We start from the raw sequence: 13,580 nt of genomic DNA on the forward strand, positions 1-13,580 counted from the left end.
AGCAAAGAGATTAAAATAAGATGAAACAGACTGAGCTTTTAATTGGCGGACGCGATATAGCCCCGAGTAGCGGCCAATATTTCGATGTACTTGCACCCGAAACCGAGCAACTTTTTGCCCGTGCGGCGCAGGCGAATAAAGATGATGTGGAGCTTGCTGTCCGCACTGCGCGTCAGGGGTTTAATACCTGGTCGTCATTGGCGCCAAAACAGCGTGAAGCTGCACTGCTTAGAGCCGCCGATATCGTTGCCGCCGAAGGCATGAGCCGACTGCTCGATACCTTAATCGATGAAAGTGGCTCGGCCATCACTAAAGCGACCTTCGAGATTAACTACACAGTGGATCTGCTGCGCACTGCAGCCGGTGAAGCACGTCGCTTATATGGCGAAACCTTTCCTAACGACAATCCGCAGCGCATGTCCATGGTGTTTCGTCATCCCGTCGGCGTGGTTGCCGTCGTCTCGCCTTACAATGCACCGTTATCGCTACTGACCAAGATGGCGGCCTTTCCGCTGGCGGCGGGCAACAGTGTGGTGATTAAGCCTTCAGAACAAACCCCGACCATCGCTATCGAATTTGCCAAAATTCTGCTCGAAGCGGGCATCCCTGCAGATGCCATCAACGTAGTCACAGGCTTTGGCGCTGAGTGCGGCGCGCCACTCGTTGAACACCCTGAAGTAAACTGCATCGCGCTCACTGGTTCGACCCAAACCGGCATCCATATCGGCGCTACGGCAATGAAGCGCATGGTACGCGCCCAGTTGGAACTCGGCGGCAAAAGCGCTGCGCTGGTGTTAGACGACGTCGACCCAGTCAAGGCCGCTGCGATTGTAGCGCAGGGTATCTTCACCCACGGCGGACAAATTTGCATGGCAAACAGCCGAGTGATTGTCGCAAAAAGCATTTATGCCGAGTTTATTAATGCCCTTAAAGCGGCTGCCGAGAGCTTGCCCATTGGCGATTTACGTAATCCTAAAACGGTTTATGGCCCGCTGATTAACCGCGCCGCGGTAGACAAAATCAGTCAGCATATTCGCGATGCGGTCGCAAGCGGCGCCGAAATCCTTACAGGTGGTAAGCCGCTCAACTACCCCAATGGTGAACCGAGTTTAGTGTTTCAACCGACCGTATTATTGAACTCCCCCACGAGCTGTAGCGCCTGGCGTGATGAGTCATTTGGCCCACTCACCAATGTGGTGGTCGCCGATGACTTAGATCATGCCATTAAGCTTGCCAACGACTCCCAGTTTGGCCTCTCGGCCAGTGTGTTGACCAAGAATATCTATGCCGCGATGCGCGCCGCGAAGGAAATCGATGCAGGCTCAGTGCATATCGGCATGCATTCCTTCCAGAGCAATGCGCTGGCCCCGATTGGTGGCAGCAAGTTATCTGGCTTAGGTCGCAGTGGTGGCGCCTATTCCACCGAGGAATTTACCGAGGTGAAATGGGTCAGCATCGAAATCAATGCCGATCTATAAGATGGGAACGTAAAGATGAGTAACATTAAGATCATCAAAGGCTACGCCCAAACCGAACTAGGGCAAATTCATTATCTAGAGACGGTTCCAGCTCTTAAACAGGGACAAGAACTGGGTCAGCAAGAATTGCCGAACTTAGCGTTACCGACATTAGTGCTGCTGCACCAAACCCCCAGCAGTGGGGAAATGTTCCGCCCGCTGATGCAGCTTTTGGGTAACGATTTTCACTGCATAGCACCGGACTTTATCGGCTTTGGTAATAGCGACGCCATCTGCGGCGAACATAGCGTGACGCTCTATGCCAGCAGCGTGTTTCAATGCCTGCAGTATTTGTCAGTATCTAAGCCTATTATCTTTGGTCACCATACTGGGGTAGCAGTTGCGGCTCAGTTGGAGCACGACTACCCCGGCTTTTGCAGCAAGCTGATTTTCTCGGGTCCAACCCTGCTAACAGATGCACAAAAAGTCAGTCTGCCAAGCTCGGTTGTGGATTCGAGCGTGGATGAGGCGGGCGAATTTATGCTGCGTTACTGGCAGAAAATTCGTGGCAAGGATACCCAAGTGCCACTCGCCCTTAGCCTACGTGAATGCCTGCTCGCCCTCGGTTTAGGCGCGAACTACAAAAAGGCCTATCAGGCGGTGGCGGAGCAGGATTTTGCAAAGCAAATTCAAGGTATTCAATGCCCAACCTTGGTCTTTGCCGGTGAGCGTGATGTACTACGCCCTATGGTTGCGCCCACGGTCGAGTTACTGCCCAAGGGTCAAGCGGCTGAAATTGGCGATGCCTCGACCTATGTGTGCGAGACCCACAGCGAGCAGCTTGCACAATTGATAAAACAGTTTTGTATTTGATTGGCCCAAGACCAGTTGATGTATTCAAATTCAGTAAGGCTAACTAAATGGATTTACAAAGAAACGCGATAGATTTAGGTCAGCGACCCGCCTTAATATTGGTGGATATGGTCAACGGCTTTACCGACCCTAGCTGTCCACTCGGCGCCGAGTGCGAGTCGGTTGTTGAGCATAACAAACTGCTACTCGATGCCTTTAGGGCGGCAAATTTACCGGTCATTTTCACCACAGTGGTTTACCACAACGCGGCGCAGGCCAATGTGTTTCGCGCCCGTATCGATGCGCTTAATCTACTCACCCCCGATTCCCATTGGGTAAAGGTCGATTCGCGTTTAGAGCCTAAAGCCAATGAAATCGTGCTAGAAAAACGCTGGGCGAGCGCCTTTTTCGCCACCGATTTAGCGCAGCAGTTAGTGGCCTTAAAGGTCGATTCCTTAGTGGTAACAGGGCTCACCACCAGCGGCTGTGTGCGTGCGACTGTGGTCGATGGCCTGCAACATAACTATCCCGTGGTGGTTGCCGAAGAGGCCGTAGGCGATCGCAATCAAAACGCCCACAAAGCTAACTTACACGATATGCATGCTAAGTATGCCGATGTTCAGTCGTGCAGTCAGATACTTAATTCCTTGAAACAATTATTAATATAACTAGATAGGACAGCAGTTTATGGCAATTTCATCTGCAAATAGTTACCAAGCGCCCATTATCATCGCCGGAGCGGGCCCAGCCGGTTCGCTGCTCGCCCTGTACCTCGGTCAACGCAATATTCCCGTGGTGCTGCTGGAGAAAGAAGCTAGCTTACCCATAGACTTACGGGCATCGACCTTTCATCCGCCATCGCTCGAGATGCTCGATGAGGTCGGCATCGCTGAGGCCATGATCGCTAAGGGGTTAGTGGTTGACCGCTATCAGTACCGCGACCGCAAGACCAACGAAGTGGCCGAATTTAATATGCAGCTGATTGCCGACGAGACCCGTTTTCCGTTTCGTTTGCAGTTAGAGCAATACGAGATGACCCTGCTGGCGCAGGAGAAGCTCAAAGAATGTCCAAGTGTAACCACACTGTTTTCCCACCAGCTAATCACCTTCGAGCAGGACGCCAATGGCGTAACCGCCATAGTGAACAGCCCAGAAGGAGAGCGTCGCATCGAAGGCAGTTTTGTGGTCGGCTGCGAAGGTGCGTCGAGCAATGTGCGTAAATCAGCGGGAATTGGTTTTGGTGGCTTCACCTACGATGAAAAGTTCCTCGTTGCTAGCACCTCCTTCCCCTTCGAGACAGTGTTCGACAACCTGTCCTATGTGAATTACGTGTCCGACCCAGACGAGTGGTGCGTTATCCTGCGTACCGACAAACTCTGGCGCGTACTCTGGCCGACAGACCCTAAAGAAACCAATTTAGACAAATACTTAACCGATGAGTATATCCAGCAGCGTTTGCAGCACTTATACGCCAAAGAAGGCGACTACCACATTGGTCACCGTACTCTGTATAACGTGCACCAAAGGGTTGCGGAAACCTATTTCAATGGCCGCGCCATTTTAGCGGGCGATGCCTGCCACCTGAACAACCCGCTAGGCGGCATGGGCATGAACGGTGGTCTACACGATGCCTTTAACCTAGCACAAAAGCTCACCGAAATTATGCTCAACGGTGCCGACTATCTGCCGCTGTTTGAGCAATATAACCGCCAACGCAAGGACTTAGCTGTGCGTTTTGTGCAAGAGCACACGATTGCGAATAAGAAGATGATGGAGTCCACCGACCCAGACATTCAGCGCCAACGTCAGCAAAACTTTATGCAAACCGCCGCCGACCCAGTAAAGGCCAAGGCCTTTATTATGGAGCGCGGCATGCTGAACTGCGTTCGAGAATCTTTGCTAGTGGAATAGAGGCAGTGTGGAGTGATTGTGAAATAAACGAAAGGGGCTAAAAGCCCCTTTTATTTTTTATCTGAAAATCCGTCTTACAGCTTGGAAGGTGTTAGCCAGCCAATCTTTGTCCATCAATTAAGGATTCCGCAGTGTCCAAGGCATCAATCATCTGCTCTGCTACTGCATCGATAACTTTCATACACACAGAGTTCCCAAACTGCTTATAGATCTGGCCTTGTGAAACAGCATCTACGATAAAGTTTTCAGGGAAGCCTTGTAATCTTGCGCATTCTCTAGGTGTTAGCTTTCTAGGGTTCTTGCCTATATCGCTTTGGTCTATCAGGATTTCAGAGCCGTCTTTATAATAACGGGCACTAATTGTATTAGTGTATTCGCTCTCAGAATTGTAAAGCGTGTAACCAAATCCATTCCCTTTCGTTTTGTGTCCTTCTTTACGCTTCTGATGTCCTTCCCACAATTTGTCTGAAATGGTGTAAACATCTTTATTATGCTTTGCTTTATCGGCAACCAACTCAGAATTTGTCTGCAGAATGTCCCCCACTCTTGTTGGTGCGTATGACGGAGTTGGCCAACTAAAGATCTCATTGAAATCCACATCACCAAAATAGTCTTTATCAAACCCAACGATAAAAATGCGCTCACGGTTTTGTGGTACTCCAAAATCAGCGGCGCGCAGTACTTTGAAATCAACCCAGTAATTGAGTTTTTCAGTTAAAGCATGACGAGCTTCTTCACTCATTGGAATATCTGTGGGAATTTCTTGCTTATGGTTGCCCTTCAGAATATCTACGATTGTTGCCAGCGTTCGGCCTTTATCGTGGCCTTTAAGCTGCTTAACATTTTCGAGTAAAAAAGCTTTTGGCCTTTTCTCTACCAATATTCGTTGAATTTCGAAGAACATCGTACCGCGAGTGTCACTAAATCCTTGCTTTAGACCAGCTTGTGAGAAGGATTGGCAAGGGAAACCGCCAAGTAAAATATCGTGGTCTTTAATGTCTGCAGCTTTAATTAAGGTGATATCTCCGTTAGGCATTTCACCGTAATTAGCTAGATAAGTTTTTTGAGCGAATTTATCCCACTCGGAGGTAAACACACATTTACCTCCTAGTTTCTGAAAAGGTAGACGAATTCCGCCAATTCCCGCGAATAAATCGATGAACTTAAATCGGTTCTGAGTAGATGGGTTGTGTCTAAATGGAGCCTTTTCTAGGTGCGTGTTCATAACACTTTCAAGCTCCAGAATAGCATTCCACTTAACTGCCGTTGGGGAATGCTCTCCATCTTCCCACCCTCTGACCGTTCGCTCACCTGCAGATGACATACCTAACAAATTTGCAAATTCTGTGCGACCGATCCCGAGGCTTTCCCTTAAGTTTCTGATATATTCAGATTTTGATTCAATTGTTGTAGTCATTTTTGTAATTTCTGCGCACTTATCCGGTTTTAATCCGGGATATTAACACTGTACATATACACAGTCAAATAGGGAATTCCAATGCTTCAGGATCTTCTAGCACTTAAACTCAATTCTCAGAGACTTATCGAAGATAACTTCTCTCTTGAACTTTTTTTTGATGACAGATCCAAATATAAAATTCTTGAGCTCTACAATAAAGAATTTCCTAATTATCCTGCAACCCTTCAGGATGGCTTGCTAAAAATTACTAATGATAAAAAGCAAACAGCTTATCTACCTTTCAACTGGTTTGTAAGAATTAAACAATGTAAACATCTAATCGAAGCCCTTGTTGAATACAGCGAATATGTGGATATGCTGAAATCAGTGCTTAATGACGATACGTTGAGAGCATTACCAAAAGTTGATTGGGAGAGCTCTACAGAAATCCCTGATGATCAGAAATTTATTCTGAATAATTTCATAAATGAAAAATTTCCTGAAGAAGAACAAAATAAACTTTTCAGAGATTTCGTAGATGGAAGAAGTTGGCTTGACCTTAAAAGTGATACATCGACTACTCTAACAGGAAAGAAGTTTAATCGCCAAAACCATGACTATATAGCGTCATGTATTACCACACACTGTAAACTTATTAATGATACTGCAGGAAAATTAGAGCATTTCATTAGGCTTTACATAACAAACTCAGATATCAGAGATATTATCGAAGGATTACCTGTTTCAGAAGCGAGTAATACCGATGATTTATCAGTTTGTGAACCTACGATAACACCATATATAGCTCCCACCCTTACTAAGCCCATTTCTGCAACACTTAAAACTGTATTTAAAAATACTGCTGTTAATAAAATTATATACGGTGCGCCAGGTACGGGAAAAAGTTACTCATTAAAAAATGCGATTAGTGAAGAGAAGCTTATTCGTACAGTTTTTCATCCTGACACTCTATATAGTGATTTTGTCGGCTCTTTAAAACCGATGATGCACGGCAGTACTGTAGGTTATGAGTTTCGTCCAGGACCATTTACGGAAGCCATTATCAGGGCCGTAAACGAACCGACAGAATCTTTTTCTCTGGTCATTGAAGAGTTAAACCGAGCCTCTGCAGCCGCAGTTTTTGGGGAAATATTCCAGTTACTCGATCGTAATAAAAGCGGTCACAGTGAGTATATGATAGATATTTCCGATCCAGATTTTCGAGACTATCTGAACTTAAAAACAAACCAGTTTTTCTCTCACGGGCAAAAATTATTTATACCATCTAACCTGTCACTACTTGCAACAATGAATAGCAGTGACCAAGCGGTAAAGCCGTTGGATACGGCTTTTAAACGCCGCTGGAGCTTTGAATACATCCAGATTGACTATTCAAAGGCAACGCCAGGCCAGCTATCAGTACCATTTGCTTCCGGTATAGCAACCATTGAATGGGCAAAATTTGCAGAAATTATAAACCAACGACTTCAAAATCTTGGTGTGCCAGAAGATCGCTTACTTGGTCATCGATTTCTGTCTGACCAAGAATTGTCGACACCTGAAACTGCAGCAAATTCGCTATGTGGTAAGTTGTTTGTTTATTTATGGGATGATGTTCTTCGTCACGGGCGTAGAGACGTTATCTTCAATACTGCTGACTTTGGTACTTTTGGCGCTCTGGTTAATGGCTTTAAAAATGGCCGCTCAGTGTTCTGTGAAGAACTTGAGGAAGATTTAAGTTCAGCAGTTGACACCAGCAATGCAAATTCAGAGCCGGAAGCAACTGAAAAATATGAGTAATTCTGAATTCAAGCTTGAATTTTACAACGACAGGTCACTTCTTAGCAGCTTACCTAAGGAACTTTATCAGTCCATGAAAGAAAAAGGGCTGATACCTCATGGCAGTACATATGTGCATTTCTGCGGGTTGCTCACCTATGAAAATATAACTGCTGTTTTTTTGCCCCGTAACAGCAAAATAGAAAGTAATTTAAAACTTTCTGATTTAGCCCGTAACCTGTTGAAGGCTATTCAACGCTATAAGTTATCAGCAGATACATCCACAGAAACCGCTGATTTCGGCGATGAAATCATAGGTAGTGATAGTATTACCCTGCTTGTTGAACTACTGGAAGACTTCGTTCTAAATGGTCTTTACACAACAAGAACTGAAGAGTACAGACTGAATCAAGGAAAGACTGACTGGAAAAGAACTATAAATCAAAGGACAGCATTTATTAATGGAGGTAATGCCTTCTATCCTGATGTCATTGGTTCAAGAAAGTTGGTTGATCAAAGTAGTGCAATAACCAGAATTCATGCACAAATTTTAAGAGAGATTTGCAATAAGGCGGGTTGGATTACTTTTCCAGATCCTGATATCCCATTAGTTGAATTATCAGCTATTCAATGTGTATCGGAAAATATAGAGACTCAAATTCAGATGCTAAATAAGGAGCTTCATAGCTCTTATTCAGACAGAGACATTTTTCTCCTCAAAGGTTTAATTCGGTATCTAGAGAAGGTAAGTGGCGATGATAATAACGACTTAGTCATTGGAATTCGGGAATGTCATGGTTTTTGGGAAAAAATGCTAGATAGCTGTCTTTTGCATAAAGAAAACGTGAACCACCGTATGCTTGCTCCACTGTATAAAATTTCTGGTGATTTTGTTCTCGCACTATCTAAAGGGCATCGAACTGATACCGTGCTCAAGCACCCTACTGCTAATAAATTTGTCATTGCTGATGCCAAATATTACGGAGCACATAATATTCAAACCTCTCCTAAGCTATCGGATATTGTTAAGCAGTTCTATTACGCTAAAGCTATGAAAATTATCGAGGAAAATGTAGATAAAATAGCAAACGTTTTCATTTTCCCAGGAAAGTCAGGGAATATTGAATCGATACATATGGCGAAAAAAGACTCTAAAAAACAGTTTAATGCGAGCGATTGCCTAGACAAAAACTACCCTCCCATCAACTGTATTTACCAAGATCCGATTGAGCTTATTGAGCAATACTCTAAAGGGAGATATCTGAAAGAATTAACGCAAAGGCTGTTGGATTTAGCGTCTTAAGCCATATCAATTTAGATTAATCTGAATTTTGTTCTAACCCATAAATCAGTGACTCTAAAAACAACCTATCATATTGAAATAATACAACTTTACTTATTACCAACCAGCATCATAATCATTTCGCTCTAAATGGCTTTGGCAACTCAAATTACCACACTTGAACGTAGATAATGCCTACCAAGATTGGCATTGTTATGGCTGTGACCGTTGGCGACATGGATGTCGCCGTCGAGCCTATAGGGACATATTTACGGCGTGTCACAGTAAAAACAATGACAATCTAAAGTTCGCAATCTATCAATGCGAAGTAAAGCATTCAGGCCCCTGGTTTACCAAGGGCCTGATGGGGTTAAGCAGATTGTTGGCTAAATGCCGAATGGATTTCAGATCCTGTGGCGAACCAGATATCGGATTTGCTGGTGAGGTAAGCCAATAGCTGCTCGAAGTGGGCAATGCGGTGGGGTTGTCCGAGTAACCAAGGGTGAATATTTAGCGCTAACATGCGGCCGCCATGGTGTTCGGCCTCATTGAGAAGCAGGTCGCAGGCATCGCAGACCTGCTGCACGTAGGAGGCTTCGGAGTGCAGGTTATTTTGCAAAATAAACTGGTCATCCAACTCGGTAGATAACGGGATATTCAGCAGTGCGCCTTGATGTTGCGGATTAGCCCCAGTGTTATTAAAAAAGTAGGGCATATCATCGTTTACCCAGTCGCCGCAGTATTTCACGCCATTATTAGCAAGCAACTTAGCTGTGATTTCACTCTGGTTCTGCGCCGGACTTAACCAACCTGTGATAGGTTGACCCGTCGCCTGACGCAGCACCGCCAAGGACTTTTCAATCAATCCCGCTTCGTTATTGGCCTGCGCTTGCTCCGCATCGCCCCAGTGGATGGAATCCATATCCCAGCCGTGGCATAAAATCTCATCGCCGCGCTGTGCCAGTTTATGGATTAATAGTGGCGCCTGCTCTACTAGGCGGCTGCTAATCGCGAAGGTCGGCTTAACACCATAATGATCGACGGCCTTGAGTATTCTAAAGATACCGACTCGGTTGCCGTAATCCCGCAGGCTGTAATGGCGCAGGTCAGGGTAAGGCATTGTCATACCGCCTGGCACCTTGAAGGGTTTACCCTTTTGATCCATTGGGAAAAACTGCACGCTGATATTGAGCCAAACGGCGAGCTTTTTGCCCTGCGGCCAACGAATAGGTTGACGCTGGTGCAGCATAGACCAAGGGTAAAACTCATGGTCCATACCGTGGCGGCGCTTGTCGTACTGCAGGTATTCCTGCGGCAGGCCCTTTTCTAAATTCACAGGTTTGTCAGACATCAGGCTTTTACTCCCATGGCTGCATGTTGCTCGGCAATGTTGTTCACCGCAGTGTCGTAATAGTGCTGCAAATAGTAATCAGCAATCTCCCGCCCTGTGGTCACCCACACATCTGGGTGGCTGGTGATGTAATCCAGCGCTTCTTCAAAGGCCTTTAAGCGATGCGGGCAACTCACCTGATAGTTGTGGGTAGGAATACACATTACAGTGCCCGACTCACTCCCTTCTTGATACAAGCGGTCAAAGTTTTGTTTCAGCATCTCGCCATAACGGCGTGGCTCCACTTTATTAACGACATAGGCAATGGTGTCGTTCATCTCTAACGAATAGGGAATCGACACAAATCGCTTGCCGCTGCGGGTATGGATGGGCGTTGGCTGATCGTCGTGGAACAGGTCGCATGTATAAATACCGCCGGTTTCCTTGCCCTGCCACAGCTCAGAATCCTTACCAAAGAGTTCGCTGCCAACTTCGGCAAATAAATCTAAGGTCTGCTCCGAGTGCGACAAGGCAGGCGCTAGATATCCCGCGCAGTGCTGCCCCGTGTGTTTATAGATGCTGAGCATGGAGTCTTTGATCATCTCCCGCTCCTGCTGCTCGCTCATACCATAGGTGTAGCGAGTGTTGTAAATGCCATGACTGAAGAACTCCCAGTCACGCTCCTTACACATTTGGATGATTTCTGGGTGGTGATCGCACAGCGCAGTCGACAGAGAAATCGAACCACGAATACCGTATTTATCGAGCAGCTGCATCTGGCGGATATGGCCAACACGGTTGCCGTAATCGCGAATACCGTAACCCTGAATCGCAGGATAAGGTTGAGGCCAAGCCGCACGATGCGGGTTAGCAGGCGGATTTAATTCGTAAAATTCAATATTGGGCGCAACCCAAAACGCCACCTTAGCGCCGTTGGGCCACTGAATCTTGGGTCGCCCTTCGTAGGGCCAATAATCATAAAACTGTGGATTTGCTTTCATGGCTCGCTCCTACTGCGAAAACTAAGACAGGCCAACTATTAATCAGCGATCTCGTAACCGACCTCTGCAGACTTACCGTCCAACCAATCAAATACGGTGTCGACATCTTCCACATCGGCGTATTTCAGCAATAAATCCGTGAGGTTAGCGAAGTGATAGCTTTCGTGTTTGTCTGCCACGCACTCCTCGGGAACGATAGCGCGGTAACCGCGGGACAGGGCATCGACCGCCGTGGCGCGAACACAACCAGACGTCGAACCACCAGTGATAATGACTGTGTCCACCTGATGCCACACCAGTAAGGATTGCAGCTGGGTTTCGAAGAAAGCCGATGGCATTTTCTTCAAGTAAATCACATCTTTGACCTTGTCGATTTCAACTCGGTCATCGAATTCACTGCGGGGTGAATCAAACTTAATATTCTGCAGAGAATCTTCGGTATTAGTGCGTGTCCCCCAAACGCCCGCATCCGAGGCATCTTCCATATAGGCAACATGGGTCCAAACGACGGGCCAACCCTTAGCGCGAAACTTTTTCGCTAATTCGTTGATGTAGTCAATTTGTTTAGGGTCGGTTTGGTAGGCGGTTTTGTATTCCCCTACGCAGGTGTAGGCCTTTTGCAAATCGATATTGACCAATACGGCCTTATTACCGAAACCGAACTTCTTGCGGGTCGGGTTACTTTTCACATCTGCGTATATTTCTCGGGCGGTCTTTGACGACAATTCCATTGCAGCTCTCCAAAAGCGATGCTTATCAGTCTGATAGATACATTAAACCGATAACTATCCAGCAAATCAATTTAAAAGTATTATTGATATAACATTATTCGAGATATAAGATAACTGCAAGATGACGTTAAAACTGCGTACAGGAATGGGAGATAAACAACCCAGCGGCTACCTGGCGCGGTGTAACGCACTCCCGAATAGGAAGAGTTAAGTACAGGACAATTGCCAAAATGGCCGTTCTGTCAACCCAAGTGACCAGCGATTAGAGCAATAAAGAGACCTCACTATGCCAGACAAATACAACACTAGCGAGCAACAACCAAGTAAATTTCAACAGGCTATTACCGGCGAATGGCATGGTTTGCCTTCAGTGTTTGACGTCGACGGCAGCCACACGGGTTTTAATAAGGTAAACCGCGCCAGCGTGTTTGAAGGCGATAAGGTTACCTACTGGATGGAAACTAATTTTCAAAACACCGGCCATTTACGTAACCGCTTCGATACCGCAGGCGCTCGTTTCGAATTCGGCGTTATCGACTCGGACAAAGACCGTATTTACTGCGGCCCAGACTTTGTTGGCGCAGGTAAACCCTACGGCCTACTGGTGGACTCTAACTACTATTCACCCGGTTGGAACACAGATTTACGCACAGTAAATCTTATTCTGCCTGAGCACGGTTTGCAGGTGTATTCTTCACAGTTATTTGAAGCCGATACCTTAGTGGCGGTCTTCAATGGCTTGTATGTGGTAACTCAAGATCACGCCAATAATCCAGAGGAACAACAAAAAGTGGCGGACTTTTTGGCCTCTGAGCGCCTCGCCGCGACTAAGCCCTATATTCTGCCAGTGAAAGAAGCTGGCCAATGGGTCGGCACCTTCGAAGTTTATGATAATAAACAGCAACGCCTCGGCGAGACGCATATTGTTATCGACTATTTTCCACTGAGCCTGCGTAGCGCCGATGTACGCGTGACGATGACGGGCGCGATTGAACGCACCTTCAATTACAAGCGTTCTCGCGTGGATGCAGTGCACACCTTCGAGGGACCAGATGTATTTGGTAATGGCCGTGCCTATGGCCGTTATCTGTGGAGCACCCAGCACTTCTATGGCGAGGCTTTCAAACTGAAGAGCCGCGATACTCTGATTAACGATAACTTCGACATTTGTGGCGTGTGGCAGTTCTACCAATCTAACGATGAGCTATACACCTGCTTTGGGGTGTTGGATTGGAAGCCAGGGTCGAATGTATTAAGTGCTAAGTACATTTAATGATGACCGATGCAATTTTGTGGGAGCCAATATGATGCAAACGCAATTTGATCCAACTGATTTTCGCCGGGCGTTAGGTAAGTTTCCGACGGGCGTAACTATCGTTACGACCAAGAATGCTAGGGGCGAAAAGATCGGCGTAACCGCCAGCAGCTTTAACTCGGTATCGCTCGATCCGCCTCTGGTATTGTGGAGTTTGAAAAAAGAAGCGCGCTCCATCGACTCCTTCGGTGAGGGTAAACACTTTGCAGTACATGTGCTAGGTGATCATCAGCAGGATTTATCTAACCACTTTGCTCGCCAAGGTGCGGATAAATTTGCCAATTTACCTTTAGTTGAAGGCGTGGCAGAAATGCCACTATTAACTGAGTTTAGCGTGCGTTTTCAATGTGTTTGCCAACATCAATACGATGGTGGTGACCATGTAATTCTGGTCGGTCGGGTATTGCAGTTTGATACCACAGAGTGCAATCAGCCGCTGATCTTCCACTCGGGTAACTATGCCAAAGTGGCGCATGTGTAACAGGTAAAGGCTAAAGCTTTAGTAAAACCAACGCATATAAGA

The 13,580-nt window shown here is 46.5% G+C and carries 12 protein-coding genes; 8 read left to right on the forward strand and 4 right to left on the reverse strand.

Going from position 1 to position 13,580, the window contains the following annotated elements:
* Positions 1-20 precede the first annotated feature (20 nt).
* Genes K0H61_RS17515 through K0H61_RS17530 form a run of 4 tightly spaced genes read left to right on the forward strand, consistent with a single transcriptional unit; the run spans position 21 to position 4,220 of the window.
* The gene (locus K0H61_RS17515; protein ID WP_220050728.1) at positions 21-1,478 is read left to right on the forward strand and encodes an aldehyde dehydrogenase family protein; all 1,458 of its coding nucleotides are present in this window, start codon (positions 21-23) and stop codon (positions 1,476-1,478) included.
* A gap of 15 nt (positions 1,479-1,493) precedes the next feature.
* Positions 1,494-2,330 (forward strand): alpha/beta fold hydrolase, encoded by an 837-nt coding sequence (locus K0H61_RS17520; protein WP_220050729.1) that lies wholly within the window; start codon positions 1,494-1,496, stop codon positions 2,328-2,330.
* Between the two features lie 47 nt (positions 2,331-2,377).
* The gene (locus K0H61_RS17525) at positions 2,378-2,977 is read left to right on the forward strand and encodes an isochorismatase family protein (protein ID WP_220050730.1); all 600 of its coding nucleotides are present in this window, start codon (positions 2,378-2,380) and stop codon (positions 2,975-2,977) included.
* A 19-nt stretch (positions 2,978-2,996) separates the two neighbouring features.
* Complete coding sequence (locus tag K0H61_RS17530) at positions 2,997-4,220, forward strand: FAD-dependent oxidoreductase (protein WP_220050731.1); 1,224 nt, start codon at positions 2,997-2,999, stop codon at positions 4,218-4,220.
* Between the two features lie 91 nt (positions 4,221-4,311).
* Here K0H61_RS17530 and K0H61_RS17535 read toward each other — a convergent pair whose 3' ends face one another.
* A complete protein-coding gene (locus K0H61_RS17535) occupies positions 4,312-5,637 on the reverse strand; it encodes a DNA cytosine methyltransferase (RefSeq protein ID WP_220050732.1) in 1,326 nt (441 codons plus the stop codon).
* 81 nt (positions 5,638-5,718) lie between these two features.
* On the opposite strand from K0H61_RS17535, the gene K0H61_RS17540 reads away from it, so the two are divergent.
* Both K0H61_RS17540 and K0H61_RS17545 read left to right on the forward strand, forming a co-directional pair.
* Entirely contained in the window at positions 5,719-7,419 is a 1,701-nt protein-coding gene (locus tag K0H61_RS17540; RefSeq protein ID WP_220050733.1) for an McrB family protein, read from the forward strand.
* Positions 7,412-8,701 (forward strand): LlaJI family restriction endonuclease, encoded by a 1,290-nt coding sequence (locus tag K0H61_RS17545; protein WP_220050734.1) that lies wholly within the window; start codon positions 7,412-7,414, stop codon positions 8,699-8,701. Before K0H61_RS17540 ends, K0H61_RS17545 begins: the two co-directional genes overlap by 8 nt.
* Before the next feature lie 349 nt (positions 8,702-9,050).
* Here K0H61_RS17545 and K0H61_RS17550 read toward each other — a convergent pair whose 3' ends face one another.
* Genes K0H61_RS17550 through K0H61_RS17560 form a run of 3 tightly spaced genes read right to left on the reverse strand, consistent with a single transcriptional unit; the run spans position 9,051 to position 11,742 of the window.
* On the reverse strand, positions 9,051-10,031 hold the full coding sequence (locus K0H61_RS17550) for a polysaccharide deacetylase family protein (protein ID WP_220050735.1): 981 nt from the start codon (positions 10,029-10,031) through the stop codon (positions 9,051-9,053).
* On the reverse strand, positions 10,031-11,011 hold the full coding sequence (locus K0H61_RS17555) for a polysaccharide deacetylase family protein (protein ID WP_220050736.1): 981 nt from the start codon (positions 11,009-11,011) through the stop codon (positions 10,031-10,033). Before K0H61_RS17555 ends, K0H61_RS17550 begins: the two co-directional genes overlap by 1 nt.
* Positions 11,012-11,049: 38 nt before the next feature.
* Complete coding sequence (locus K0H61_RS17560; protein ID WP_220050737.1) at positions 11,050-11,742, reverse strand: isochorismatase family protein; 693 nt, start codon at positions 11,740-11,742, stop codon at positions 11,050-11,052.
* 286 nt (positions 11,743-12,028) lie between these two features.
* On the opposite strand from K0H61_RS17560, the gene K0H61_RS17565 reads away from it, so the two are divergent.
* Complete coding sequence (locus tag K0H61_RS17565; RefSeq protein ID WP_220050738.1) at positions 12,029-13,015, forward strand: hypothetical protein; 987 nt, start codon at positions 12,029-12,031, stop codon at positions 13,013-13,015.
* A gap of 31 nt (positions 13,016-13,046) precedes the next feature.
* Entirely contained in the window at positions 13,047-13,538 is a 492-nt protein-coding gene (locus K0H61_RS17570) for a flavin reductase family protein (protein ID WP_220050739.1), read from the forward strand.
* Positions 13,539-13,580 lie beyond the last annotated feature (42 nt).

The organism is Shewanella acanthi (genome assembly GCF_019457475.1).
Classification (GTDB): domain Bacteria; phylum Pseudomonadota; class Gammaproteobacteria; order Enterobacterales; family Shewanellaceae; genus Shewanella; species Shewanella acanthi.

What these genes read in the sequence shown, in the direction of transcription:
- K0H61_RS17570 (WP_220050739.1), top strand. Translation starts at nt 13,047, where the DNA reads ATGATGCAAACGCAATTTGATCCAACTGATTTTCGCCGGGCGTTAGGT.
- K0H61_RS17540 (WP_220050733.1), top strand. Translation starts at nt 5,719, where the DNA reads ATGCTTCAGGATCTTCTAGCACTTAAACTCAATTCTCAGAGACTTATC.
- K0H61_RS17525 (WP_220050730.1), top strand. Translation starts at nt 2,378, where the DNA reads ATGGATTTACAAAGAAACGCGATAGATTTAGGTCAGCGACCCGCCTTA.
- K0H61_RS17555 (WP_220050736.1), bottom strand. Translation starts at nt 11,011, where the DNA reads ATGAAAGCAAATCCACAGTTTTATGATTATTGGCCCTACGAAGGGCGA.
- K0H61_RS17560 (WP_220050737.1), bottom strand. Translation starts at nt 11,742, where the DNA reads ATGGAATTGTCGTCAAAGACCGCCCGAGAAATATACGCAGATGTGAAA.
- K0H61_RS17545 (WP_220050734.1), top strand. Translation starts at nt 7,412, where the DNA reads ATGAGTAATTCTGAATTCAAGCTTGAATTTTACAACGACAGGTCACTT.
- K0H61_RS17565 (WP_220050738.1), top strand. Translation starts at nt 12,029, where the DNA reads ATGCCAGACAAATACAACACTAGCGAGCAACAACCAAGTAAATTTCAA.
- K0H61_RS17520 (WP_220050729.1), top strand. Translation starts at nt 1,494, where the DNA reads ATGAGTAACATTAAGATCATCAAAGGCTACGCCCAAACCGAACTAGGG.
- K0H61_RS17550 (WP_220050735.1), bottom strand. Translation starts at nt 10,031, where the DNA reads ATGTCTGACAAACCTGTGAATTTAGAAAAGGGCCTGCCGCAGGAATAC.
- K0H61_RS17515 (WP_220050728.1), top strand. Translation starts at nt 21, where the DNA reads ATGAAACAGACTGAGCTTTTAATTGGCGGACGCGATATAGCCCCGAGT.
- K0H61_RS17530 (WP_220050731.1), top strand. Translation starts at nt 2,997, where the DNA reads ATGGCAATTTCATCTGCAAATAGTTACCAAGCGCCCATTATCATCGCC.
- K0H61_RS17535 (WP_220050732.1), bottom strand. Translation starts at nt 5,637, where the DNA reads ATGACTACAACAATTGAATCAAAATCTGAATATATCAGAAACTTAAGG.